The sequence below is a fragment of the Mastigocoleus testarum BC008 genome (assembly GCF_001456025.1).
Classification (GTDB): Bacteria; Cyanobacteriota; Cyanobacteriia; order Cyanobacteriales; family Nostocaceae; genus Mastigocoleus; species Mastigocoleus testarum.
Window position 1 is genome coordinate 37,174 of the sequence record NZ_LMTZ01000083.1, and the last position, 26,930, is coordinate 64,103.

The window sequence follows — 26,930 nt, forward strand, 5'->3', positions numbered from 1 at the left end:
CAATTGATATTCTTTGATTAACTTTTTCACCTAATAATTGCCGAGTTTCATTTGCTGCGGCATTCATAGCTGCTTCTGGTGACATTCTATTAGTTAATGCAGCACTCAAATAGCGTTGTAAAATATCTGATGCTTGGGCATATTGAGGAATTGGGGGACGTAAAACAGCTTGTTCTACAACCTTTAAAAGTGTTGGGTAGTGGGGATATTTTTTAACAATTTCTGGGTCTGTAAATAAAGAACGCCTACTTGGTACAAAACCAGCTTCTAAAATAAACTTACGTTGCGCTGCTTCAGAAGTGAAATACTTAATTGCTTTCCAAGCTTCTTCAGGATGTTTGGAAGATTTAGAAATTCCTAGTGCCCATCCTCCCAAACAAGCTCCACCCGTATTATTAGGAGTTGCAAGCATTGGTTTGATTGCTATTTTACCTTTAAGTGGAGAATCATCTGTATTCGCAAGGGGCCAAACATAAGGCCAATTCCGTAAAAAAACCGCCTGTCCACTTTGAAATAATCTTCTAGTTTCTTCTTCTTGATATGTGGTTACACCACTTGGAGAAACTTTATCTGCGATCGTTTGCTTGAGAAACTTAATTGCTTCAATAGTTGCTGGTCGGTCTAATCCCACTTCCAAATTTTCTGGATTAACCCAAAATCCTCCATGACCTTGTAGAACTTCTGCAAACATTGCAACTAGTCCTTCATATTGTTTGCCTTGCCAAATGTAACCCCATTTCGCCTTATTTCCCTTTTGTAATGTTTGGGAAATTTTCATTAGATCTGAAAAAGTTTGTGGTGCTGCAAACCCTGCTTTTTCAAGTAAATCTTTGCGATAATAAAGCATTCCTACATCGGAACGCATGGGAATTCCATATAATTTTTCTTGGTAACGCCTTCCCTCTACATCTTTTTCAGAGAAAGCTGTTAATTCATCTGAAGAAATTTTATCTGTTAAATCTAATAACCATCCAGCTGCTGCAAATTTTGGAGTCCAAACTACATCCATATTCACCAAATCATAAGGCGAATCACCTAAAATAAAAGCAGAAGTGTAAAGATCCTCTAATAGATTAGTTGAATTTGGACCTTCAACTATATTGATACGAATACCTGGATTTTTTGCTTCAAAGTCTTTGATTATTCCTGTTTTCCAAGGTTGAGCATCCGGGGCTGTCATCAGCATATTTAAGGTAACTGGCTGCTCTGTCAATGCATGTGGCATCGAAGTAAATAGAAGAACTAATATAACGGCAAATATTACCGTTGGCAATTTTAGTTTATGTGGTATTTTCGACAGTATTTTAGGCAATTGGAAGTGAAACATTATCTCCGAAATATCTAGTTCGATTTACGAAGCAATTATGATATTTTTAAATATACAGTATCAGTATTTAGGTAACTTGCTATTTACTCTTGAGTCGGTTAGTTGTTAATATTGAATGCTTAATTAAACTTATAGATAATATATACCAAATAGTTATTCATATGACATTTGAGTATAGATAAGTTTAACTATCAATCTCAATTAATATTAGTTATTTACATTAATAGAATTTTTATAAATTTAGTTATCTTTTCGTGAAGCTATCGCTACAAGTAAAATATCCAAATTATTTTCTATTTCAAGCCTAAAATTTAAAATTGAAAATATCACTATTGAATCATAACAAGATACCTAAAATATATAGGGATACAGCAATGCTGTAACCCCCGTTTTTTATTTGATTTTTTTTACTAGGCTTTTATTTTAATTATTCATCAATACGTTTAGTGTTACCACCTTTTACCCAAGCTTCCTCATCTGTATCTACTACTCGAACTTTTTGCCAAGCTTTATCTCGGCTGGATTGTAAAACAATAACTTTTTTGTTGAAACCCACCCCACCAACAGATTCGGCATCTGTGTTGGGTTCAGAACGCAAAATTAAACCTTGTGGCCATGTTACCCGAGCGTTGTAAGCCCCTGGTGGCAAAGGTTGTGAAGATTTTTCTTCTTCTGCTGACTGTTTATCTTTTTGTGATGGTGTATTTTGGGATTTTGTATTTTTTTTCTCCTTCGCTTTAGAAGTAGTGGTAAATGCTGATTCTCCTGGTTTTACCCCTGCAGTTATGGCTGGAGGTCGATCATTATCGAACGTTGGTTTGTTGGGGGTTACGGCATTTCGGTTAATAAAGTAAAGCGCAGCAACCACACTACCACCAGCTAAAATAGCAATGGCTAAAGCAAAACCAAACAGAAACTTTAGTATGTTGACAAAAATCATATCTTCAACACCATCAAGTTATTAATGAGTTAAAGGCTTAGCCATTAACTGCTGTGTTATCCACTTTAATTTCTCACCTATTATTGCATTTGCACTCGAATCCGTCCCCCCAATAAAAGTACATAAAATCAATTTTCAGTATATGTCCTGGGATAAGGGTTTAAGATTTCAGCCTAGGAAGTAGAAATTGGGAATTATAAATTTAGAAGAGTTATTTTCTGTATCTGTTCCACATTCAACCAAACGGTAAAGGTAACACCCTACATTTTTGCAGCATGCTACGTATATAAGCATCTATTTTTTTGGTTGAAATTTCAGAATTTTCTCTCGATATATAGAAATTAGAACATACTCACAAAGACCTTGCGGGAGTTAGGAAGCCCAGTCCATTTATAACTGGGAGGAAAAACGACGGGGTAATTTATTGCCCCTGAAAAGCTTTTAAAACGAGTAAGAATAAACATCTTTCTTGTGAACTGAAATACAAAATTTATAGTTAATCCCGGCGACTCTTCCTGTTTTAGTCGCAATATCAAAACTTCCACTTTTACGGCACAATACTCGACCGAAGTAAGTTCCTACTTTCTTCCCTTTTGTGACAACAGCTTTGACAATATACCTGCCATGTACCTTTGCTGACAACACCGTCTGGATATAGTTCTTTTGCTTGCTGAAAGCGTCTTACAGCTTTTAATCCCCTAGATTTTGAAGGATTAACTAATAATTAGCCCTCCTGTAAATTGGAGGGTTAATTATTACTAATTTTTTAGCGAGTTCCCCTAAGTAATTCTTACTGTAACTGTTGCTGTATTCTGTCACTCAAAGGATTATGTTTTGAAGCTAGACGCGCCCTACCTGCAGCAGCCCACTCCCGTAATTTTTCAATTTGTTCTTGGGCTGTTCTTGCTAAGGGAATAATTTGAGAAGCAGCTTCTAAAATGTCATCGGTGGTAAAGTCTCGATTCTGACTAAAGCCAATATGCATTGCTTCAATTAAAGTTTGCTCGATTTCGGCTCCAGAAAAATCAGGAGTTTCATAGGCTAATCTTTCAATGTCATAATTTTTGATGTTATGAGGACGTAAGCGAGTTAAATGTACTTCATAAATTGCTTTGCGTTCTTCCTGAATTGGTAAACCGACAAAAAATATCTCATCAAATCTTCCCTTACGCAATATTTCCGGTGGTAAAGCTTGGATATCGTTAGCGGTGGCAACAACAAATACAGGTGAGGTTTTTTCTGCTAACCAAGTAATAAATGTTCCAAATACTCGGCTAGTAGTTCCCGCATCTCCTTTACTACCAAGTCCAGAAAATGCTTTATCTATTTCATCTATCCACAAAATACAAGGAGCAAGGGCTTCAGCTACCTGGATCATCTGTCGCGTCCGGGATTCCGATTCACCGACTAATCCAGCAAACAAACGTCCGACATCCAAGCGTAAAAGTGGTAAATGCCAATGGTGGGCGATCGCCTTTGCAGTTAAAGATTTACCAGTTCCTTGAATTCCGATTAATAGCAAACCACGGGGATGGGGTAAACCATATTGTCGGGCTTTTTCACTAAATGCTCCACCCCGGCGCAATAACCAATCTTTAAGGTTATCTAAACCACCAATATCAGAAATTTGTTCTGTGGCAGGAATGAAATCCAAAATTTGGGTTTGGCGAATGGTTTGGCGCTTTTCAGCTAATACTAATTCCACATCTTCTGGTTGTAATTCTCCGTGGGATGCGATCGCCCGTGCTAAAACTCTACGAATACGCTCCATAGATAAACCCTGACAAGAGCTTACCAAGTCATCCAAAAACTTCGCAGACAGAGAAGTACCAGTTGAAGCTAACAGACGTTCGATCTCAGTTTTTATTTCTGTCTTGGCTGGTAATGGAAAATCCACCACTGTCAAAACTTCCATCAAATCATCAGGAATATTAATGCGCGGCGACAACAGCACAATATTTTTCGGTTGTGACTTAAGAAGGCGGGCAAAATTACGTAGTTTGCGCGCAATCGCTACATCTTCTAAAAATCGGTGATAGTCCCGCAAAATAAACACCGCTGGTGCATTTGGAGATAACTTTTCTACTAATTCCAAAGCTTGTAATGGGTTACGCCGCCCAAAACCTTGGTCATTGGGATTACCCTGGTAACCATCAACAAAATCCCAGATATAAATCGGGCGATTACCTTGATTGGTCGCTTCTTCCCGAATAGCAGCTTCCACCCGTTCCTCTTCATAGGTAGCAATGTAAAGCAAAGGATAACGGGCGCGTAGCAGAAGTTTAAACTCGTCACGGAAGCTCATACTTTAGATCTTAAAAGATTGGTTATTTCTTTTATTGTTAAGGTTTATATTGCGTCTTACAACTCACATTTAATAGATACTTTGATTTTTTTCGGCACTGCTAGAAACCGTAATAGCAGTATCATAAATATTTGAAGCGTATAAAAAGCGCAGCGTAAATTACTTATGTGGAAAGAAAATATTCTCAAGACCACCGACGGTCAAATATTGTGGTGCGATCATGGTACTGGAAAATCCCTTATTTTCTTCCATTTACCGAAAGTTTTACTTCCCGTTTTCACTGTATTTTATACGACCAACGGGGCTCAGGTGGTTCTGCATTGCAGGGTAATATCGAACTCTGCTTTATTAATGAGTGCGGTCACATACCGTAGTTAGAAAAACCTAACAAGGTAAAACAACTGTCGTTGCTCAATAGAGAATGCTAATCAAGAAATTAAGTTATTAAAACATTAATTTTTCCTAGATATTTGCACCAAAAGCATTACACACTGACCAACGCCAAACAACTTATATATTACACCAATAAAAGTTTATGCAATTGTATTACTCAGTAAAAAGCTAAAACCCTTGGTCTATCAATAAAAACTCATCATAATTAGGTAGCGTTATCACGCATATTTTGAATTTACCTGGGTTTGTACTGAGAGGTGCAAAATATGAGACAAGCAATAATGAAATTTCTTGACCCTGAAAGCTAACTAAATTTAAATAATGTCATCACATAGGTGTTGATCGTCCCGTTCCAACTCTGCATCAGTTTTCAAATAATCTTAGATCCAATTGCAAAGATGCTGTATGTAATAGTCACTGGTACACTTTTGGCTTCCCTTGCATCCGCCATCAAGAAGCGACCATTCACTCAACAGGATATGGTCCCTCATCAAATATGACCGAGTGATAGCCCTTCGAATCTATAACTCTAGCAAGCGGGCTTCGCGGATCGGTTCCCTTTCTCAGATGGCTCAACACATGAGTGAAATTGTATTTTGGTTCCCACTTTAGGTCTTTTCGCGCCTTGGAGTTGATATAGACTCGATCAATCCCTTGGAACATCTTCCATCCATAGCGTTGGTAAATTTGCTCGTACTCAGGAACTCGTTTTCGCAACACGCGCGGTGCATTGGTTCGCAGTTCAGTAAGGTCTTCGGTCAAGAAGGGCGTAGTTGCACTGATAATGTATTTCCCAAAACCGATTGATGAGGCGTTTTCGCTGGCCAAAAGGTGCGCACTAACGACATCTTCCAAATCGACACGTCGAAAAAGAAACTCATTAGCTTTCGCATTTTGGTCGTCATAAGATTGGCGCTGAACCCTGTCATCATCTTCTTCTGGGAAGAATCGAGACGTGCGAAGAACAACGCAATTAAGACCCCGTTTCCTATAGAAAAGGTGACAAAGGTCTTCTGCCGCCGTCTTCGTAACACCATATATGTTCCTGGGAATCGGGGTTACTTCCTCTGTAACCCAAACAGCTGGTGTTCCCAGTGGGAGTCTGAGGGCGTTACCAAATACGCTCGTTGTGCTGGTAAACACAAATGATGCCACTCCACAGGCGGCAGCTTCCTCCAGCAAAACCAAAGTTCCATGAATATTCGTCTCGACAAACTCTTGCATGCTGTGAGTGGCAACATGAGGCTTGTGCAACGTTGCGGCATGATAGACAGTACCCACACCTTTCATACAAATTCTGACGCATTCGCGATCGAAGATCGATCCAACCACCGTCGTAAACGGTGATGGCTTAATATCCAGACTGACGACCTCATGATTAGCGTCGTGCAATGTACGAACTAGCGCCTCGCCTAGATGCCCAGAACTGCCAGTGACAAGGATTTTCATACCCATAAGTTTAATTGAACAATGCAGATGAGAACTAATATATTCAATGTCATATGAGATTCTTTTAGCTTCTAGCAATGCCGTAACGCGCTGAACAAATTAGTTAAAATATAGCTAAATCAGTCAATAAGCTTAGACTATTGCAACTAAATATTTTTTTGCAACACAACCAACTTTATATAGTTTGCTTGACAATATTTAGTAAAAATGTATTGTTTTTATTTAATAATGTCATCGCATAAGTGTCTATCTTTCTGTTCCAATTCTGCATTAGTTTTCAAATAATCTTCGATCCAATTGCAGACGTGCTGTAATACAGGTTCAATTTGAAGAAATTTGTCTAAATCCCATAAAATTACTTTATTATCGTTACCTGCAGAAGCAAGTCTTTTTCCATCTGGGCTAAAAGAAATTCCATTAATTCCATCATTATGTCCTTTAAGAGTTCTTACCAAAGAACCATCTAATTTCCACAGTTTAATAGTGGCATCTCCACTTGCAGAAGCAATCATATCTTTTGTGGGATGAAAAGCAACTGCTCTAACTCGACCCGTATGACCCCTAAAAGTTTTGATTACTTTCCCATGAAGATTCCATAGCTTGAGGGTTTTGTCCTCACTTGCAGATACAATTAATTTACCATCAGGACTAAAGGCAACATCATCTATACCCCTGGTATGACCTTCAAGGGTACGGAGTAATTGACCGTCAATGCTCCAAATTTTGACAGTATGATCGCCACTTGCTGAAGCTAGTAATTTGCCATCAGGACTAAAAGTTACTTCTTCTACCCTAGCCCTATGTGCTAACAAAGTTTTTAGCAAAGTACCATCAGGTTTCCAAAGTTTTATAGTCTGATCGTCGGAAGCGCTAGCAATAATTTCCCCATCGGGGCTAAAAGCTACACCTTCAACTTCATTCCTATGATCTTTTAGGCTTAATAAGAAGTAATATCTATTATCTTCACGATCAAATTTCCATAGCCCAACAGTATTGTCTTCAGATGCAGAAGCAATTAATTTGCCATCAGGGCTAAAAGCAACATCCTCAACTTTATCACTGTGGCCTCCAAGTTTATTTTTATCTTCTTCTAAAACCATAATCAGTTTTCCTTGGGAAGTCCAAAGTTTTATGGTTTTGTCATCAGAAGCTGAGGCAATAATCCGATCTATTCCTTCTGGAGATCTGATCTTAACAGGACTGAATTCTACGCTTTCGATTTCATCGTTATGTCCAGCCAATATTGTTAGTAAAGTCTCGTTTGGTCGCCAAATTTCTATTCTACTGTCTTCAGAAGCTGAAGCAATAGCTTTTCCGTCAGGACTAAAAGCAACAGATCTCACCTCTTCATTATGCACTTCTAGGCTGCGGAGCAAACTTCCATTAAGTTTCCAGAGTTTAACAGTGTGATCGTCGGATGCTGAAGCAATAGTTTTACCATCCGAACTAAAGGCGAGACCGTCAACTCCTGCTTCATGCTTGTTAAAGGTATATATCTCTTTGCCATCGGTTTGCCATAGTTTAACAGTATTATCATCGGAAGATGAGGCAATAATATTACCATTGGGGCTGAAAACAACTCTATTAACACCAGAGTTATGACCTTTAAGGGTTTTTAATAAAGTACCGTCAATTTTCCAGACTTTGATCGTACCATCTCCACTAGCCGAAGCAATAAGCTGACAATTAGGACTAAAATTTACTCCCCTAACTTGATCGGTATGTCCTTCTAAAGTTCTCAATAAAGTACCATCAGTTTCCCAGATCTTCGCAGTATTGTCATCTGAACCTGAAACAATGAGTTCACATTTTTTACCAAAAGCAACACTGTTAACTCCAGCGTTATGACCTTTGAAAGTGTTCAGTAAAGTCCCATTTGTCTGCCAAAGTTTGACCGTTCCGTCCTGACTTGCAGAAACAATGTATTTCCCGTTGGGACTAAAAGCAATTCCTCTAACCCAATCACCATGACCTTCAAAGGTTTTAATTAGGGTACCATCCATTTGCCAGAGCTTGATGGTTTGATCTCGACTCGCCGATGCAAGGAATTTACCATCAGGACTAAAAGCAACGTCATAAACTGCACCTGTATGTCCAGACAAGATATTTTTCTCTTTTACCTGGTATGCTGCCTGTAAAAGTACTTCTTCTACCTGATTCTGAAGTTTTTTATCTTTCCAATATAAACCTTTCAATTTTTGCCTTGCTCTTAAGGCTTCGATCGCAGCATCTAAACTTCGATTCAAAGCAAAGGATTCCTCTGAAGAAGCAATTATTGCTTTAATTTCGTTAACTAGTGCTCTATGGAACTGAAAGAAAGCTACCATTCCCAACGTAGCAGAGACAGCTAATGCAGTGCTTACTGAAGTTAATAAAATTCTCTGTAATTTAGAAACTTCTCGCTGCTTTGCCAATCGCGCCTCAGCTTCTTGAGTGCGAGCCATTTCAATTTTTTGAACTTCCCGATTGTTTACTACATGGCTAGCAGCTAAATACTGATAATCTAAATAATTCAAACTATGTTCGTTTGACCAAGCTTGGGCTTCTTCTAGAGATAAACCTCGTAATAATTGTGACTCATCTTTGCGTTCGGAATTTAACCAAGCTTTCAATGATTCGGAATAAGGTCTGAGTTTTGCTAATTGTTTTTCTACCCAGTTTCTATCAAATACTTCTTCGTAGATGCGGTTATAAATTTTTATTCGCCCGTTGTGTCTTTTAACTAATCCACTAAGTAATAATTCGACTTGTTCGTCAATTGCTTCATTTGCTGATATCGAATCTAGGTCTATGATTTGCTGATAAAGTCCTAATAGGCGTCCAGTTTTTTTAGTATTGACTTGGAAGCGATCGCTAATAGTACGTAAATGAGGTGGCTCATCTTTAGATGCCCACTGATCGGTAATATAATTTTTAACCAGTTCAGAAATTGAAATGATATTGGGAGTACCTATTTTTTGGGCATAGTACTTAACAGTTAGGCGGCATAGTTTCTGAGTTAGAAATGGCTGTCCGCCAGTCCAAGCTAATATGTTTTTGAGCACTTCTTGAGGATTTTTTACTTTCCCCACCAAACCCCTAATTAATGGTTGGGCTTCTTCAAAAGTAAATCCACCTAGTTCAATCGCCCGACCAATATTGAAAGGAGCTCTACTTTTGTTGGCAATTAAATCTGAAGGTGTTGCAACTCCCAACAAGGTGAAAGTGATAATTTTATTTTGAACACAAGCACGGATCAGTGCAAAAAAATCGTCGGTGTTGAAAGGTAGGCTTAAAGTACTATCAATCTCATCGATAAAAATTACTATTGGTTGTGGAATTAGAGTAGGTAGAACATCTTCCAAAAACTCACCCAAAGAACTGACTGGCGAAATATATTGACGTTTTTCCAACCATTTACGCAAATTGAACTTTTGACTCAGTCCTAAGCTACGAACTAAAGATAGGGTTATATCGGCATACCATTGTTTCTCGGTTGTATTATGACTACCAAGACCAGACAAATCAACAACACCACAAGCAACACCATCATTCATTAACCTCTGGGTTACTCGCACTTGCAAACTGGATTTACCTATTTGACGACAATTGAGTACATAGCAAAACTCTTTAGCTTTTAAAGCTTGGTAAAGTTCTTTATCAGCTTTTCGTATTACATAGCTCGGAGCATCAATTGGTAAACGCCCACCTACTTGATATTGGTAATTTGTTAACTTTTCGGTCGCCATTAGTTCAAGGTGAGTTCAATTAAATAGCACTACAAAGTCGAGCCAAAATAGACCGCGACTTGGTATCAGCAAAAAATTTAAATAAACCCCCTTATAAGGGAAGATTATCATTATTTGGTTTGTCCAGTAATCTTTTTGTGAAGCGTTGTGCTTATGAGTCGCAAATTAAATTTCAATGGTTTAGCTCGATTTCTAAGTTCTAATATGCTGACGGAAATACTGCCGATACAGTTCGCACCTAGATATTACAGCATTACCTAGAAGAGATACTAAGCCTATACTATTTAATTTGAAAGCTAGCATTTGTTCCAATTCTACAGGTCCCGTACATTTTAGAACCTGTTCGTAGGCTGAAATTAATTCCATATCCTCTTGGAGGTATCCTAAAAGTTGACGTAGATGACTGCGATAAATGCCTGATTCTGTCGCTGCAGATTTTACAAGATAATCCCAGGTTATATGTCTTAATGCCAAGTTGTACAAGGTTAGGCGAACTAAAAAAGGGTGACCGCCCAACAATTGCATAAACTGCTTTAGCCTTTGTGGTGATAATTCTAAATTATGTAACCGAGCAAGCTTATAGACTTGTTCGGATTTGAATGTCTGTAATTCAATTGCAACTCCTACATTAAAAGGAGATTTATTGGTGTCTAAAGGAATGTAAACTTCTGTAGAATGGATAATAATTAATCGTAAGTTGCGCCACACCTCACTCCCTTGGGTTCCGTAGGAAGCTTCCTCATACCAAGAACGCAGCATGCTGAAAAAATCATCAGCAACTTCCAAGTGACGAAATACTTCATCAACTCGATCCAGGGCTAACACAAGAGGTCTTTTTAGGGCTGGTAATAAAAATTCTTGAAAGTAATGGGTACAGTTGCTTTTACTCCCATAAATTGAACTCCAATGATGCTCGAGTTGATATTGCTCTCCTTCCAAACCCAATTGGTGAGCGATCGCGCTACAAAACCACTTCAATAAGCGATCCAAATCAGTAAAAACTTTGGCGTCAGCTTTTTGGAAACTTAATGCAACCGTGTAGTACCCAAATTGTCTAGATTTTTCCAGAATCCTCACCATCAATGAGGTTTTACCCATTTCTAATGGTGCTTTTATTCGCAGCAAAGCCCCCGGTTGTAAAATTGTTTCGTAGCACAGCGATTCACCAGGAACGCGTTCTATATAAAATGGGGAGTTTAAAGGTACTATACCTTTAGGAAATTCTAGTTCTCTTTTTTCATGTGTCGGTACTAGTCTATTTTGAAACTGTTGCCTGAGAACTGAACGAAAGTTATTTTTGGTGATTTTCTCCCCAAAAGCATTAGATAACTTTTGCCATAATTGAGAACCAACACTCCGAATGTAATCAGCATCATAACCACAAGTGTTAGCAATTTCTTGGTAAGTATTTCCTTCCCAACATTTACGGAATACTTGTTCCTGAACAACGCTTAAACGGTCGGGGTGAAAAACTTCGTCTAGAATAGATAACGTATCTTCTATAGTCATTATAATTTAACGCTATTTTATAAAAAGCGGAAAAATTCGACAGTTACTTTTAGCTGCAATCAATGAGAAAAGTCGTATTCTGATTTGCAACTATAAAAGTGAAATACTATGTACTTAAGAACCCTTGATTTCTTAATCGAACTGCTATATTTGAGTCAAGTAAAGGCTTATAAAATCAGTATTTTGACTTGTTATTATACAAATATATACATATTAGACAAAAAGAAATAGCCGAAAGCGACAATTTATGTCTTACCAAAGGGTAGCTGTTTCTCTGGGAGGTCGAAATTACCATTCATGTGAGTTATTTTTCACTTAGCAAACAACATGTAATACTAGCAAAAAATTACAGACATTGAACTAATTTATGTAGTATTAAACCCGAATAAGTAAATACTTCAATAAATGTCAAGCATTTTGCATAAAATAGACAAATTTTAATTGAAGATAGTTGAGGTATCTTTATATTTCCTCGCTTTCGGGGATAACGAATCAAAGGTATTTAGCTCTTAAATCTTTATTGAAAATAAATAACAATAAAAATTAATAAATTCCCTTCAATATCTATTGTTGATATTGAAAGGATCTTATAGCAGATAGCAGGTAAGTAAGGTATAGATAAATAGCTAAAATTTAGGCGTAAAGCTTATTCCATTCTTAACTCCTGTATTCTGCTCTTTATCTGGTCCAAGGAATTTGTCGCATCTTAGTCAAAGCTTTTACTAATGCCTGCTGTTTTTGCATCGTATTCTGCAAGTTATCAGTTTGCTTATCGAATTCTTGTTGTAGTTGATATTCTTGAACTGCAAAGGCAAATTGTTTACTAATTTCGCGGGCTAAGTCAATTTCTTTTGCACTCCATTCACAAGATAGAGTCTTAGTGGTATCTCGCCAAGCATTAAGAGATTGGCGAGGGTATAATTGTCTTTGATCTGATTCAAACTCTCCCGCCCAAAAAGTTTCTCGCTCTAATTTGTTGCGAAAAATACTTAAATATCCCAATAAGTGCTGACGATACTGGAGTGGAATCATTAAGAGACTACAGACTTGAGAACCTTGAAAAGCAACCTGCAAAAAGCGTAATTCGTGAACTTGATATATATCTGAAATTGCCCAAATATCATAATCACCAGATTTATAATATTCTTGCCAAACACTATACTGTTCCATCAATTGGTATTTTGCTAGTTTTGGCATTACAGGCTGTTTACCATGGGTATAAAGCTTGAGACTGTCGCTGGAATTTTCCAGACAGTCTATAAAGCTGTCAATTTTGTTTCCCTCACTTTTTTTAGCAATACAAAGCCTACCTCCAGAACCACCAAATGCAACAATAGCTTGCGCCAAAGCAGCTTGTAATTCTACCGTAGATAATGAATGCAATAGAGTAACGACATGCTTGATACTATTTTCTCTAAGATTTCTCTCTGGTACTTGGGAGAGAAGAGTATTTTGAGCAATTGCTACTGAAATTTGCTCAACAACCATTTGAACCAATTCCAGATCTGCTTCTGAAATCAAACGTGGTTTACTGTGGTGACATGCTAATAAACCCCAGAGTTTTCCATCATATAAAATAGGTAAGACAACAGATGATTTGACACCGATGGCTGTCAAATACTCCAAATGACATGGGTCTACTGCACGATAGCAAATTTCTTCAGAAAGGATCTCTGCCGTTTCCAAATCATATAGTGCGCTTTGAGCAATTTCTTTAGTGTCAACATTCACAATTGACCGCACTCGTACCTTAAGATATAACTCACGAGTTTCAGCAGGAATTTCATCACCAGGAAAATGTAATCCCAGCATAGATGGTAAACCATCATCATTTACAGATTCAGCAATTACCTCACCGCTTCCATCCAGGTTAAACTTACAGACTTTTACCCTATCAATTCCCAGGAATAAACGCAGATCTGCAGCAGCAGCGGTCAAAATGACTTTTAATTCTAACTTTTGACGGATATATTTTGTTATCTGACGTAATACAGTTGTCTCATTGATATTACTATGCATTTCCTAAATTCAGTTTAAGTTGATTTAATGTTTAAATTTGCATTTAAAGAGTATTTTTTTAAATTTTTTAACGTTAGAGTTTTTGGTTCTTAATTCGTAAAATAATCAGAATATTCAACCAAATACTTCATAAGTTATAACTGGATAACTTATAATTTCAAAACTTAAAACTATTTCCAAGAAATTATTCCATATTGAGCAAGCGATATTAATAGAAGAATATCTAAGTAGTGATTATTTGACAAATTTAGGGAGAAATAATTTATAGAAATATAGTTTTTCAGTATATATTATGCTTGATTCTATATTTTTTTCTCCGATAGCACAATCATAGTTATAAACGCATTAAAATCTACCATGAATCGATTCAATGACAAACAATGACAAAGTTTTTGCCTCTATCCATTACATGCTTGTAAGTATTTAAAATCATGTAAATTCAAACAATATAACTTCTAACCACATACATTAAGCATGTGGTAATTTATCTATGTTTAACCATTGCAAAATATTTTCGGGGACTTCTTCGAAATGTTCTAGCAAGAAATCCATTAAAGCAAGGTGAAGTAAATCATTTTTTGTTGGGTAGTGCTTATCAGAATTACTTCTAAACCAATTTCTTACAGTAGAATCAGAGCGATCGCAAATTTGAGCAATATCTTTATAAGTAACACCCCATTTTGTGTAGAACTGCTTTGGTGTCATGCCAAAATCCCAGTTTTTATAAAGTGAAATTAGACGCTGTTCTCTCGTGGTGATCTTACGTATCATAGATGTTGCTTTTACTTCAGAATTTTTTTTGTTTCCCAGAGGATATATTCTCATATCTATCTCGTATTTTTGGAACACTCAATCAGTAAACTAAATATTTAAAGTTAAATCTGTGATAAAAAGTATGTCTTTGAAGTAAGGAAATATGGGAAATTGTGAGGAATTGATATTACATAATCACACAGCTACTCAGAATTTTGTCGCAACTGGTTTTAAAATAAGACCTCATTTAAATACAAGAATTTTTGATACTTTTAAAGACCCCACTATAGAAATTAAATATCAGCTGGTTTGATTGCCGTGTTCTTCAGCGTGAAATATCCACAATACTTGCAAAATAGAAGATAAATCTTAAGCAATACCCACATAATTTATTTAAATTAAAACAAGTTAATCACAAAAATGCCGAAAATTTACGGAGTATTTTAAGTAGCATTATAGGCTATGTTTTGAACAAGATTATAAATGATTACATATTTGTGATGTTGTTAGTAGTGATGTCGAGTAATTACTAATCGGTATTAAATTTATCTACTATTCATAACCTATTAGTAACTACTTATAAGAAGAAATGAAAAACCGAAATAATGAATTCAGTCACCTTACAGCAATAGAAAGGACTAAATTATCATTTCCTGCAAACTTTTTATTAAGAAAACAACTACTAAAAGGTAGAATTTTGGACTTTGGCTGTGGCTTTGGAAATGATGTAAAGCTCTTAAAAGCAAAAGGATTGGATATAATTGGGTACGATCCATACTATTTTTCTCAATACCCCTATGGTAAATTTGACACAATAATTTGTTGTTATGTTTTGAATGTTTTATTCCCTGAAGAACAAGCGAATGTTTTAATGGAAGTATCACATTTATTAAAACCTGGAGGTAAAGCTTACTACGCGGTGAGGAGAGATATTATCAAAGAAGGTTTTCGAGAACATTATGTCCATAAAAAACCAACCTACCAATGTATCGTTAAGCTTCCCTTTAAGACTGTATATTTAAATGATAATTGTGAGTTTTATGAATATACTCACTACAATCAACAAATTAATTCATCAGAACGCTGTATATTTTGTAATCCGCATAAAAATCTCAAACTATTGACCGAATCTGCCACAGCTTATGCAATGTATGATGGTTATCCTGCAAGTAAAGGTCACGTTTTAGTTATTCCTAAACGACATATAAGTAACTATTTTGACTTAGCCTTTAAAGAGCAAGCTGCTTGTTGGTTGATGGTAAATAAAGTGCAAGCATTGATCGCTAAAGAATTTGCACCTGATGGATTTAATGTGGGAATGAATATCAATCGGGATGCGGGACAAAATGTTATGCATGCCGGGATTCATATTATTCCGCGTTATAAGAGTGATGTTACCGGTGCTAAAGGTGGAATTAGAAGTGTGATTCCAAGACGTAGCATGGCATTAAAATAAGCACTAACATACAAGTACTAACATACATGTAGCAATACTTGTATGATGCTGCAACAACTTCTGTTGCCATTTTTCAAGTTATTGAAAATAATATTCTCCAATAGAATCAAAAAATTCGAAATTAGCATTTCCCATAGAGTATTTATACATTACAGATTTTCAGCTGGTGCATTTTACTCCAGCTTGAATAGTAACTAATGTACTTGGAAGTGCCATATGCTGCTAACAGCCTTACCACGATTAAACTTGAGATCTTTGATGGTAATAAGGGGATTTATTTCCCTTTGGATGAATCTTAATCAAGTCGAATCTGTATTCGATATTGTGGAGGGAATGCGATATAACAATGCGACTAAATTAGCCGCAAATTACCTCAAGACAAAACCAGAAGTTGAGGAAATAATCAACGAACGTTATGTCGGAGCAACACCAAATCTAGATGTTTTGCTGGAATATCCGGAAGAATCTTTAGGTTATATATATGCTTCTCATATGAAGAAATTAGGTTTTACACCGGGTTCCTATCGTAAGATAAAAATTGAAGATGACATCAGCTATATTCTTTTTCGCATGAGGCAAACTCATGATATCTGGCATGTAGTAACAGGATTTGATACAAGTCAGATGGGAGAATTAGGAATTCAATCATTTAGTCTTGCTCAAACCCGTTTACCTATGCCAGTGATATTATTAGCTGGAGGATTGTTTAGAACTATTTTTCAAAGTCCAGAATTACTTGGAACTTTGTTAGAACAGCTTACTTCTGGGTATACGATGGGCTCTAAAGTGAAACCATTATTTGCTCAAAAGTGGGAAGCAAATTGGGAGAAGCCTTTGTCTCAGTGGAGAGAAGAACTAGGTATTAATTTATTACATACTTGCGTTTCTGACTAAATAACTTGTTAGTGAATAATCCCTATTAGTATTAACTAGACTCGGCTTTTATTGAATTTTGAGAAAGTCTTAACAATAAATTAGATAGTGTCAGCAATAAAGATTTAAATTTTATAAACTTAAATCTTGTAGTCATAAATTTATCAGATGAAATTATAAATTTATACAAATAATTCTCACTATATCCTTGAATATGCTCAAAAATATTCAAAGTGATTTAACCGAGCTTATTTTTCTATGCCCTACCGAATGTCACGGCGTGCTTACGCTGAAACCTATGGTCCCACAGTCGGCGACCGCGTCCGACTTGCTGATACAGAATTATTTATCGAAGTCGAACGAGATTTCACTCAATACGGTGAAGAAGTAAAATTTGGTGGCGGTAAAGTAATTCGCGATGGAATGGGACAATCTCCCATCTCTAACAGTGATGGTGCTGTTGATATGGTAATAACTAATGCTTTAATTCTCGATTGGTGGGGTATCGTTAAAGCAGATATTGGCATTAAAGACGGCAAAATATTTAAAATTGGTAAAGCTGGAAATCCTTATATTCAAGATAATGTAGATATTATTATTGGTCCCGGAACCGAAGCTGTAGCTGGTGAAGGAATGATTCTGACAGCTGGTGGTATTGATTCCCACATTCACTTTATTTGTCCCCAACAAATCGAAGTTGCGATCGCATCTGGAATTACTACAATGTTGGGTGGCGGTACAGGTCCTGCGACTGGCACAAATGCTACTACTTGTACCCCAGGTCCTAATAATATTTACCGAATGCTGCAAGCTGCTGATGCTTTTCCAGTTAACTTAGGGTTTTTGGGTAAAGGTAATAGCAGTCAACCTCAGGGATTAGTCGAACAATTGCAAGCCGGAGCGATGGGCTTAAAACTGCATGAGGACTGGGGAACTACTCCTGCTGCGATCGATACTTGTTTGAGTGTTGCTGATAAATATGATGTTCAAGTTGCAATTCACACTGATACTCTCAACGAAGCAGGTTTTGTAGAAAATACCATCGCTGCTTTCAAAAACCGGGTCATTCACACTTATCATACTGAAGGTGCAGGGGGCGGACACGCACCAGATATCATTAAGGTTTGTGGGGAAGCTAATGTTTTGCCATCTTCTACTAATCCTACCCGTCCTTATACTTTAAATACTTTAGACGAACATCTGGATATGTTGATGGTGTGTCATCACCTCGACCCTGCAATTCCAGAAGATGTTGCTTTTGCTGAATCCCGCATTCGTAGAGAAACCATAGCTGCAGAAGATATTTTGCACGATCTCGGAGCCTTTAGCATGATTGCTTCTGATTCTCAGGCAATGGGACGTGTTGGTGAAGTCATAATTCGTACTTGGCAGACAGCCCATAAAATGAAAGTTCAGAGGGGTAATTTATCTAAAATTCCTCAAGGAGAAGAACAAAGAGCAGATAATTTTCGGGCAAAAAGATATGTAGCTAAGTATACAATTAATCCGGCGATCGCTCACGGCATTTCTGAGTATGTGGGCTCGGTGGAAGAAGGGAAATTAGCTGATTTATGTTTGTGGCGTCCGGCTTTTTTCGGGGTGAAACCGGAGATAGTTATTAAGGGTGGATTTATCGCATGGTCGCAGATGGGGGATGCAAATGCAAGTATTCCCACACCACAACCCGTTCACATGCAACCAATGTTTGGTAGTTTTGCAGGAGCGCGTCACGCGACTTCATTGACTTTCATTTCCCAAATTTCCCTGGAAAGGGGAATTCCTAGTCAACTTGGTCTACAAAAGAAAGCGATCGCAGTTTCTGGAACTCGTAACTTGAGCAAGAGGGATATGAAGTTAAATGATGCCTTACCTAATATCGAAGTCGATCCAGAAACCTATGAAGTAAAAGCAGATGGTGAATTATTAACCTGCGAACCCGCTACAGTTGTCCCCATGGCACAGAGGTATTTTTTGTTTTGAAGTATTTTATATTTGCAAGTGTGACTAATAGAACTCCTAAAATCCTCAGATAAAATCAAGATCGGGATTTTGAGCCATAATCTCAGAAATTTCGTCACTTTCAGACACTTCTCGATCAAAAATCTCTTTAAGAAATTTATGATATGCCTTGTAAACGCGCGTAGAACCATCATCATCAGTGACGATAAAAAAGGGTGCAGCTTCTACGTTATATTTTGACGCTAAAGCAAATCCTTCACTTGATGGTTCGCGCTCGTCAGCAACTATAATTTCATTAATTTGGTCAATTAATCCCAAATCTTTTAGTTCTTTGAGGACTTTGGCAGACTTAGGACAATCGTTACCATTCAATGTTATCTTTTTGACGATTGTAATATGCATAGTATGTAGTAAGTAGTTATTTGGGATTTTGTTAATGTAGCTATTTTAATTTTGAATAAGTTTTAAGTAATATCTACTTAGTTACTTTTCGAGCTAGAGTATTCAAAGCATTCTCAATTCTTTGAACAGCTTCTTCACCACAATTCTTAAACTTATGGCGGAAAGATAGATATTTTGGACTGTTATAGCCAAGCCATACTTGCCCTTTTTCATCTTCCCAAATAAGTGCTTTTTGTGGTAGATCTATTGCTGCGCTTTGATTGCACTGCATTAAAGGCGTACCGGCTTTAGGATTACCAAATATGATTAACCGAGTTGGGCGTAGCTTTTGCTTTACAGATTCTGCTCCTGCTTGGTGGTCAACTTTTGCAACAATGTTTAAACCTTGCTCTTTGGCAAAAGATTCAAAGCGCTGGGCTGTTTCTGGAACACTGTAGATACTTTTGAATCTTAGTATCCCATCTTTTTTATTATTACTGATTATAGGACTTGCGTAAGCAGGAGTAATAAATATGCCGCATGCCAAAATAGTTAAGAAAAGTTTTTTCATAATTTTTTGAAATCAATTATAAATTTTGAAATCAATTATAAATTTTTGAAATAAAATGCAAATAGAATTGTTGATTCCAGTTAAACAATCTACCTATTTGGGTAATATACTACTTTTCCATGAGGTTTTATCGTGTTAGAAATGGCTAATTTAAACTAGGTTAATACAAACACGTGAAACCCGAAAATAATACTCAAATAGTACTACTAATTTTGGTAGCTCTTAACATAATTTCTACAACGCTGCACTACACGGATAATGCTATCTTTGTCGAGCAATACCCCGAACCCGAATGGTTTACGACAGTAGGAGTTTTTGCCACTCTGATTCTTATGACACCTTTTGGATTATTGGGTTATTGGCTATATCGGAAAGGACTTTTTTGGTGGTCTTACCTGTGTCTGGGTTTTTATTCCATTACTAGCGTTTCCAGTCCGGGACACTACCTGTATCCAATGGTAATTCCAATGTCGGTCAAGATGCATTTGTTGATTTGGTGTGATGCGATCGCTGGATTATCTCTAATTGGTTTTATTATCTGGTCTGGATTATTTCTACAAGAATGGCAAAAAGGCAAAAAATTGAAATTTAATCAACAAAATAAGTAGTGGTAATTGGTAAATGGTAATTGGTAATTGGTAATTACTTTTCCGATTACCTATTACCCATTACCAATCTTGAAAGATTAATTATTCTGTGCTGTATTCATCGAGTGGAAACCACATTCTTTCATTGTTGCTTCTTCCCACCACCAACGACCTTGACGTTCGTGTTGATGTGGTAAAACAGTTCTCGTACAGGGTTCGCAACCAATACTAACAAAACCTTTGTCATGTAGCTGGTTGTAAGGAACATTGTTAGCTTCAATATATTGCCAAACTTGCTTTGAAGTCCAATTAGCTAACGGATTGAATTTAATTAGAGTACGTTCTGCAGTCGAAAAAGCTGAGTCAATCTGAATTACAGGAACGCTTGCACGAGTGGCAGGGTTTTGATCTCTGCGTTGACCTGTAATCCAAGCATCGAGATGGGCTAGTTTGCGGCGTAGTGGACGCACTTTACGAATACCGCAGCATTCTTTGTGACCATCCTCATAAAAACTAAATAATCCTTTCTCTCTGACTAGATTTTCGACTTCTGTTGAATCGGGGAAAATTACATCTATTTTAATGCGATATTGCTTTCTTACCCTGTCGATAAATTTGTAGGTTTCCGAATGCAGACGACCTGTGTCGATGGAAAATACTTGAATATCTTTTTTGATTTTAGATGCCATATCAACCAGAACAACATCTTCCGCACCGCTGAAAGATATGGAAATATTGTCAAACTGCTCTAGAGCGAAGGCGAGAATTTCTTGCGGACTTTTTGTCGCATATTCTGCTTCAAGTTTGCTAATATCGGCTGATTTAATTAAACTCTCTTTAAGATCGGTCAAAATCCCCTCCTTATTATACCGAGTCATGCACAACTGCATTTAAAGATATAAGTTACTCTTTAAGTGATTGACATTTGAATTCAAACTTTGCGATCGCAAATTGTCTGAGCCCCAACTTTTGGCATTCAAAAACTTTTGAGTCGTATCCTCTATCCTAAACTGTTACGAGCACTACAAAAATATATAAGTGGCAAATGACTTGAAATCCTAATAAAATTTGGGCTTTAAGATGTAGGTCGAAAAGCAAAAATGAAGCTAGTATCAAATCCTATGGCGTTGATGGTGTTTTAGGGAGCTTTTCGGATTCGGAAGATGTCTTAGAGATCCATTCCGGTTCTGATTTGTCCGGGTTAAAAGTATCAGTATTCGAGCTTAATTTTTAACTTATTGAAGTTTAAAACACAACTCAGCCTGTGAAAATTTGAGTGTTTCCAGAAACTAACTCTAATAAATTGCCTGCTAAGAAATAACTCAACTAGAATAGTGATCGTTAAACTAAGGGGAAACAACATGGAAGCGACAAAGGTTGTTCGCTCAAAAACCTACAAAAAATTAGAGGAACGCCTGCGTAGTTTAGTCGGAAAAGCTATCCGCGATTACAATATGATCGAAGATGGTGACAAAGTTATGGTATGCCTTTCTGGCGGCAAAGATTCCTACACAATGCTCGACATATTGCTGAGTCTTCAACGTCGCGCTCCCATAAATTTTGATATTCTGGCGGTAAATTTAGATCAAAAGCAACCAGGATTTCCCCAACATGTTTTACCAGAGTATTTGCAATCTTTGGGTGTAGAGTACCGAATAATTGAAGAAGATACTTACAGCATCGTTACAGAAGTGATTCCTCCAGGAAAAACCATGTGTGGTTTATGTTCGCGCTTGCGCAGAGGAATTCTTTACCGAGTTGCTAATCAAGAAGGTGCAACAAAAATTGCTTTGGGACATCATCGAGATGATATTGTCGAAACTTTATTTTTAAATATGTTTCATGCAGGTAAGCTTAAAGCTATGCCTCCCAAACTCCTAAGTGATGACAAACAAAATGTGATTATTCGACCTTTAGCATATTGTCCGGAGCATGATATCCAGAAATATGCAGAGATTAAGGAGTTTCCGATTATTCCATGTAACCTTTGTGGTTCTCAAGAGAATTTACAAAGAGCGCAAATAAAGCAAATGCTTCAGGCTTGGGAACAAGCATATCCTGGAAGAATTGACAGTTTATTCCGCAGCACACAAAATGTCACGCCTTCCCATCTTGCAGATACTCAGTTATTTGATTTTTCAGGCTTAAGCCAAGAATAAAGATGAGAATTTAATAACCTGTAATTCTGAAATTTGGAATGGTGCGTTACGCGATGCTAACAGCACCCTACTTTTGTACTTTATTTAATCCACATTCCTAACTCAAAACTACAGTTTAATTTTTACTGACTGACAATGTCTTTGATTGTTCTTAAAGCTGAGATTATCGCCCCTTGAATCCAGCCCTGATCCAGAGAGCAATGTTCGCCAGCAAAAAACAATTTTCCTTCTGGAGCAATAGTGTCTTCATAATATCGGACAAAATCTCCAGGATTCATAAAACAAAATGCTCCTCCAGCCCAGTCATATTCATCCCAAAACATTGAAGCGCTATCATCGACCATACCCTCTTCCATTATTTCTGGATGAAAATTAGCGATTGTATTCTTCACAACTTCTTCTCTTTTTTTATGGGGTAAAGTACCTAATCTTCTTGCATCTGCACCCCAAGAATAACTTCCAAGTAAGACTCCAGGACCTTTACTAACATCCTTATCAATGACTTCTCGGTCGTATCGGACAAATGACGTATGTAATCCTTTAGTTTTACTCATTTTACGAACCGCCATAGGTCTAAAATTATCTGACGGATAATAGATGGAACGATTAATTAAATCTGTTTGCGAACCTCCACCAATAATTTTGTACTTACTTTCCCAAAATCTTTCCCTGCAGTGAAGTAATACTTTGATGGAAGAAGCATAACTCAAATTTCTGATGGCTCTATTTTTAGCTTCACTCAATCCAATTAGTTTAATTCTTCTTAAAACAGCAAAAGGAATAGTGCAGATTACATAATCACAATCAATTGATTGTATGTCACTTTTATCTTTAGTGTTCCTGAGAACAACTTGAATTTTTTCCTGCTGTTTCTCGAGAGAAATTACTTCACGACCATAGTTAATGTTTACATTGTCCTGTAGCTTAGAAGCTAAAGTAGTGGGTAATAAGTCCAGACCTCCAACTATTTCGTCCAACAGTCCAGTTTGATTTGACTCTCGAGGCTCCTGAGAAATTTCATCGCGAAGAAACATCGTTACAGCTTTGTCCCACCAAACTTCTAACGCAGTAATAGCACCAATTAAATCTAAAGCATCTTGACTATTAACAAATCTTCTGAGGAAATCACCTAGTGATAACTGGTCGAGTTCTTGTATTCTGCTGGTTATTGGACCCTTAGCAAACAATGCTTCTAAGTCTTCTGATTTAGACTTTATTTCCTCAAGCAAAGAGGCAAATGGAGTACCAAGTAGTACCAGTAGATTTTCATCGTTGGCGATCGCTCTCTTGACTATTTCTTTCTCTCCAAGAGTTAAATTCAACTTCGGAATTAACTCCTCTAAAGCTTTCTTATGTTGGCTCTTGATTCCTTTGATGTAATAGAAAGCGTCATCTTCGTCGTGATCGTTAACAAATCTACGGAAGTCTAACTTACATACATCCTTTGCATAATATCTAGTATGGTCATGAGCTTCGGGAATTCTCATCGCACCGAATTCGTGATATTGACCATCAGCAAATCTTTTTGTCCAAACCCTACCACCGACTCTATTACTAGCTTCATAGATCGTTACTTCGTGACCTAGTTTAGACAATTCATAAGCAGAAACTAAACCAGCCATTCCTGCACCAAGTATGACTATTTTTTTGCGTGGTTTTCCATAGTCAATACTGTCAATCTCGTGCAGTTTACTTTTAATTGGTTCAAAGATGGTGTCCATGGTTAAAGATACTTAATGAATAAATAATGCTGAGTTAGAAATTTCAACGAAAAATCAGATATTGAGTAATTACAAAATGATTTCCTCTACTTTGTAAATAAAGGTACTGAAGCAGAAACAAGAGTATTATTTGATGAATAGTGTGACGGTCTTTATATTTGTTATGAAGTTAATATATTTTCCGAATACTCCAGTTCCAACACTAAAGCTAGATAATTATTTTCACTCGGCTATTGACAAATGAACTAATTTCTGAAATTTACTAAGTGCAAATCAAATAAACTTATGCACTTTCTCTTACATGTATCAGGATTTACGCAACTTTCGCAGTACGCCCCTTAGCAAATAGTGCTTATGTACTATATTAAAAGTGTGTTTCATTGGATTCACCCAAATTAATAACAATAATTCAGGACTTACGCGCAGACAACCTAAATACAGTCATTGCAACGGTAGGTTAGCAAAGCATTTCCGCAAGGAAATAGCATTCACTGTAGGTGTGGTTCATCTCAAACCAATGACCTTGCGGTCACGCTATAGCTATAGCTGCGCTACCTGCGGAGCCGCTACCTTACGGATCCGCTAATGAAAATTCGTAAATGATGCGTAACTTCTAGATATTTTGAAACTAGCGAAAATGATAATCTTACAATCATTCGTTGGATATATCCCAGATCCTAAGATTTATAAAGAAGTTACTACAACTGATAATCTACGGTGTACGTTAAATTTTAAAGCAATAAAAGGTATTAACACTCTTATTGACTATAAATAAGCAGCAATCAAGTATATAAGTTATATCGGAGGACGGTGGAAATAACCCCATGTACGCATTGGCTGTCGATTTATGAGAGTGAGTGCTTTTTCTGTATTTGGATTTAGCACCTAAGCTATTTGACGACCTGATAAGAATTCTTAGTAGTGAAATCAATAAAATAATTTAAAAGCTGTATTTGAAAAATTAATTAATGCATACAGTAATGATGGTAACTATTTTGTAAATAAAATTAGAGGTCGTTTACCTCCTGATATTTCCAAATTTCATGGCCGTGCGATTGAAGTATCTCACCTCAAGAATTCGAGCTATAGTAATCGGTTTGTATCAATTTTAAGGTTCGCAGGAAGAAGCAATGGGTTTTACAATTCAACCAATAATCAAAAAATATATCAAAACAAATTATTTATATTTGCTAACTGGATAAATACTTTAGTTTGATGTAATTGTAATATTTAAGGATTAGTTTTGAACCTAGGGCTAGCAGTAATACTAAATATTTAAATATTTAGCCAAAATAAATATTCTGTGAGAGCAAGAATAATCATAAATCACTGAGCAAATCTTCTATTCGTATTCATTCGCATTTACCACAGAGAAATCGCATACTTATTGTAAACCTTATAATGAGAGGCTAACATTCCATTTATTACTGATATTTTTTATACCAATTTATTTTAAGGTTACTACACTTAGAACGCGGTAAGCCGAACATTTATCAAATGAAGGAAACAGCCTAGACCCCGCGCCGCCGAAAGGCTCCATCCGTCGCAGCCACCCCGCAGGATGGTAAATAGTCGCAAGACAGGAAACTAATGCGTAGCATTATTTTTTGCAATTGGTATTAGAAATAAAACTTCTTAGTAATAAATGGTACCCTGTTAGAAAAAATGATGGGAAATGAGCAAATAAATGAACTGCTTTGTAATATCCAGATAATCAAAGATAAGGCGACAGAAACAATAAACTTTTTGCTCGATAAACAAAAATTAGATTTTGAGCAGGTTAAAGACGTTTACGGAAAATTGGAGATTGTTTGCGGTAAAACAATCAGTAGTCAAGTTTTTATTGAGATGAGTGTAACTGATACTTGTTCGGAGTGTGGAGAAAAGAAGATTTCAATTAATTGGGATACTGGAATGCTTGAATGTCAAAACTCAAAATGTGGACATCAGTGGTTAATCAAACCCCATCGCAAACTGACTTAGTTTTAATGTGCTTCTAGAAGCCCACCGGCTTTTAGCCGTGGGTTGTTGACTGCATAAGTCCTGGTACTATTTATCCATTCCCGGTAATTGCGTGTTCTTGCAAAATTTCTAAGGGTAAATACTTTAATGTAGCCTCATGGGTTGCTGATAAATCAATTGGTGGTGCAAAACCTGCTTCCATGGCTTCTTTCCAGCGAGAAGCGCACAAACACCATTTATCTCCAGGTTTTAAACCAGGGAAGTTATAGCCTGGAACAGGTGTACTCAAATCGTTACCTTTCGATCTGGTGTAATCAAGAAATTCTGCGGTAACTTGAGCGCAAACGACATGACTACCAAAATCTTGGGGACCAGTTTCGCAGCTACCATTACGATAAAATCCCGTCATTGGAGATGTACAACATACTTGGAGTTTTTCCCCTAGCACATTTTTGCTTTGTGTCATTGCTTGTAAAATTTTCCTGTTTTCAAGACTTCGAACTGGAATTGAGATTCCAAGATAATTTTAAGCTGTTAATTCGTGCTTTAGCTTAAATGTGGAGTTATGGGAAAATTCATGTAATTTATTTTACCGTTAATTAACCTTTCTATTCTGTTAGACGTATCGCACAACTATTTGAAATCAATAATCGGTAAATACTGTAGCGACAAGAAAACTTTTTACTCTTTATAGAAAGATAATTAATGCTTTGTATACTATTAATGGTGTAATCAATACAAAACTTAACGAAAAACAAGTATAGTATTTAATTTTATATTTACGGCTGTTATCGCCGCAACGCATTACTGCTACCATACATGCTTCTTTTAAGCTCTC

General features: G+C 36.8%; 20 protein-coding genes and 1 pseudogene. 7 read left to right on the top strand and 14 right to left on the bottom strand.

What is annotated here, in order from left to right; translation table 11 throughout:
• Positions 1 to 25: 25 nt before the first annotated feature.
• The 4 genes and pseudogenes from BC008_RS12925 to BC008_RS12935 form a co-directional block, all read right to left on the bottom strand.
• Positions 26 to 1,327 (bottom strand): annotated as a pseudogene (locus BC008_RS12925) (ABC transporter substrate-binding protein); the annotation flags it as partial.
• Between the two features lie 427 nt (positions 1,328 to 1,754).
• Entirely contained in the window at positions 1,755 to 2,267 is a 513-nt protein-coding gene (locus BC008_RS12930; protein WP_036265408.1) for an SH3 domain-containing protein, read from the bottom strand.
• Positions 2,268 to 2,708: 441 nt separating this feature from the next.
• Positions 2,709 to 2,912 (bottom strand): hypothetical protein, encoded by a 204-nt coding sequence (locus tag BC008_RS46395; RefSeq protein ID WP_072207715.1) that lies wholly within the window; start codon positions 2,910 to 2,912, stop codon positions 2,709 to 2,711.
• A 145-nt stretch (positions 2,913 to 3,057) separates the two neighbouring features.
• Positions 3,058 to 4,572, bottom strand: a complete 1,515-nt coding sequence (locus BC008_RS12935) for an AAA family ATPase (protein ID WP_027843316.1) — start codon at positions 4,570 to 4,572, stop codon at positions 3,058 to 3,060.
• 167 nt (positions 4,573 to 4,739) lie between these two features.
• Between BC008_RS12935 and BC008_RS48285 the strand changes: the two genes are divergently transcribed.
• Entirely contained in the window at positions 4,740 to 4,946 is a 207-nt protein-coding gene (locus BC008_RS48285) for a hypothetical protein (protein WP_153009567.1), read from the top strand.
• A 484-nt stretch (positions 4,947 to 5,430) separates the two neighbouring features.
• Here the strand turns inward: BC008_RS48285 and BC008_RS12940 are convergent, their stop codons facing one another.
• The 5 genes from BC008_RS12940 to BC008_RS12960 form a co-directional block, all read right to left on the bottom strand.
• Positions 5,431 to 6,414, bottom strand: a complete 984-nt coding sequence (locus BC008_RS12940) for an NAD-dependent epimerase/dehydratase family protein (protein WP_027843315.1) — start codon at positions 6,412 to 6,414, stop codon at positions 5,431 to 5,433.
• A 218-nt stretch (positions 6,415 to 6,632) separates the two neighbouring features.
• Positions 6,633 to 10,142: a WD40 domain-containing protein gene (locus BC008_RS12945; protein WP_027843314.1), complete on the bottom strand. Its 3,510-nt coding sequence runs from the start codon at positions 10,140 to 10,142 to the stop codon at positions 6,633 to 6,635.
• Between the two features lie 192 nt (positions 10,143 to 10,334).
• Complete coding sequence (locus tag BC008_RS12950) at positions 10,335 to 11,651, bottom strand: AAA-like domain-containing protein (protein WP_027843313.1); 1,317 nt, start codon at positions 11,649 to 11,651, stop codon at positions 10,335 to 10,337.
• A gap of 678 nt (positions 11,652 to 12,329) precedes the next feature.
• Positions 12,330 to 13,670, bottom strand: a complete 1,341-nt coding sequence (locus BC008_RS12955; RefSeq protein ID WP_058183545.1) for a GAF domain-containing protein — start codon at positions 13,668 to 13,670, stop codon at positions 12,330 to 12,332.
• Between the two features lie 468 nt (positions 13,671 to 14,138).
• Positions 14,139 to 14,495: a helix-turn-helix domain-containing protein gene (locus BC008_RS12960; protein WP_235595855.1), complete on the bottom strand. Its 357-nt coding sequence runs from the start codon at positions 14,493 to 14,495 to the stop codon at positions 14,139 to 14,141.
• 517 nt (positions 14,496 to 15,012) lie between these two features.
• On the opposite strand from BC008_RS12960, the gene BC008_RS12965 reads away from it, so the two are divergent.
• From BC008_RS12965 to ureC, 3 genes are all read left to right on the top strand, one after another.
• Positions 15,013 to 15,879: an HIT family protein gene (locus BC008_RS12965; RefSeq protein ID WP_027843311.1), complete on the top strand. Its 867-nt coding sequence runs from the start codon at positions 15,013 to 15,015 to the stop codon at positions 15,877 to 15,879.
• A gap of 216 nt (positions 15,880 to 16,095) precedes the next feature.
• Positions 16,096 to 16,773 (top strand): Coq4 family protein, encoded by a 678-nt coding sequence (locus BC008_RS12970; RefSeq protein ID WP_027843310.1) that lies wholly within the window; start codon positions 16,096 to 16,098, stop codon positions 16,771 to 16,773.
• A gap of 237 nt (positions 16,774 to 17,010) precedes the next feature.
• Positions 17,011 to 18,732 carry an urease subunit alpha gene (ureC, locus tag BC008_RS12975; RefSeq protein WP_027843309.1) on the top strand — a complete coding sequence of 574 codons (1,722 nt, stop codon included), beginning with the start codon at positions 17,011 to 17,013 and terminating at the stop codon, positions 18,730 to 18,732.
• A gap of 45 nt (positions 18,733 to 18,777) precedes the next feature.
• Here the strand turns inward: ureC and BC008_RS12980 are convergent, their stop codons facing one another.
• Both BC008_RS12980 and BC008_RS12985 read right to left on the bottom strand, forming a co-directional pair.
• Positions 18,778 to 19,113, bottom strand: a complete 336-nt coding sequence (locus BC008_RS12980) for a hypothetical protein (protein ID WP_027843308.1) — start codon at positions 19,111 to 19,113, stop codon at positions 18,778 to 18,780.
• A 73-nt stretch (positions 19,114 to 19,186) separates the two neighbouring features.
• On the bottom strand, positions 19,187 to 19,663 hold the full coding sequence (locus BC008_RS12985; RefSeq protein ID WP_027843307.1) for a DUF302 domain-containing protein: 477 nt from the start codon (positions 19,661 to 19,663) through the stop codon (positions 19,187 to 19,189).
• 173 nt (positions 19,664 to 19,836) lie between these two features.
• Here BC008_RS12985 and BC008_RS12990 point away from each other — a divergent pair, with 173 nt between their 5' ends.
• Positions 19,837 to 20,271 (top strand): hypothetical protein, encoded by a 435-nt coding sequence (locus tag BC008_RS12990; RefSeq protein ID WP_027843306.1) that lies wholly within the window; start codon positions 19,837 to 19,839, stop codon positions 20,269 to 20,271.
• 77 nt (positions 20,272 to 20,348) lie between these two features.
• Here BC008_RS12990 and BC008_RS12995 read toward each other — a convergent pair whose 3' ends face one another.
• Positions 20,349 to 21,101 carry a phosphoadenylyl-sulfate reductase gene (locus BC008_RS12995; RefSeq protein WP_235595854.1) on the bottom strand — a complete coding sequence of 251 codons (753 nt, stop codon included), beginning with the start codon at positions 21,099 to 21,101 and terminating at the stop codon, positions 20,349 to 20,351.
• Positions 21,102 to 21,611: 510 nt separating this feature from the next.
• Here BC008_RS12995 and ttcA point away from each other — a divergent pair.
• Positions 21,612 to 22,409, top strand: coding sequence for a tRNA 2-thiocytidine(32) synthetase TtcA (ttcA, locus tag BC008_RS13000; RefSeq protein WP_027843304.1), 798 nt, complete (start codon positions 21,612 to 21,614; stop codon positions 22,407 to 22,409).
• A gap of 122 nt (positions 22,410 to 22,531) precedes the next feature.
• On the opposite strand, the gene BC008_RS13005 is transcribed toward ttcA, so the two are convergent.
• The gene (locus BC008_RS13005; RefSeq protein ID WP_027846050.1) at positions 22,532 to 24,130 is read right to left on the bottom strand and encodes a flavin monoamine oxidase family protein; all 1,599 of its coding nucleotides are present in this window, start codon (positions 24,128 to 24,130) and stop codon (positions 22,532 to 22,534) included.
• A gap of 1,665 nt (positions 24,131 to 25,795) precedes the next feature.
• On the opposite strand from BC008_RS13005, the gene BC008_RS13010 reads away from it, so the two are divergent.
• A complete protein-coding gene (locus tag BC008_RS13010) occupies positions 25,796 to 26,113 on the top strand; it encodes a hypothetical protein (RefSeq protein WP_036267955.1) in 318 nt (105 codons plus the stop codon).
• Between the two features lie 70 nt (positions 26,114 to 26,183).
• Here BC008_RS13010 and BC008_RS13015 read toward each other — a convergent pair whose 3' ends face one another.
• Positions 26,184 to 26,558, bottom strand: a complete 375-nt coding sequence (locus tag BC008_RS13015) for a DUF2237 family protein (protein WP_058183544.1) — start codon at positions 26,556 to 26,558, stop codon at positions 26,184 to 26,186.
• Positions 26,559 to 26,930 lie beyond the last annotated feature (372 nt).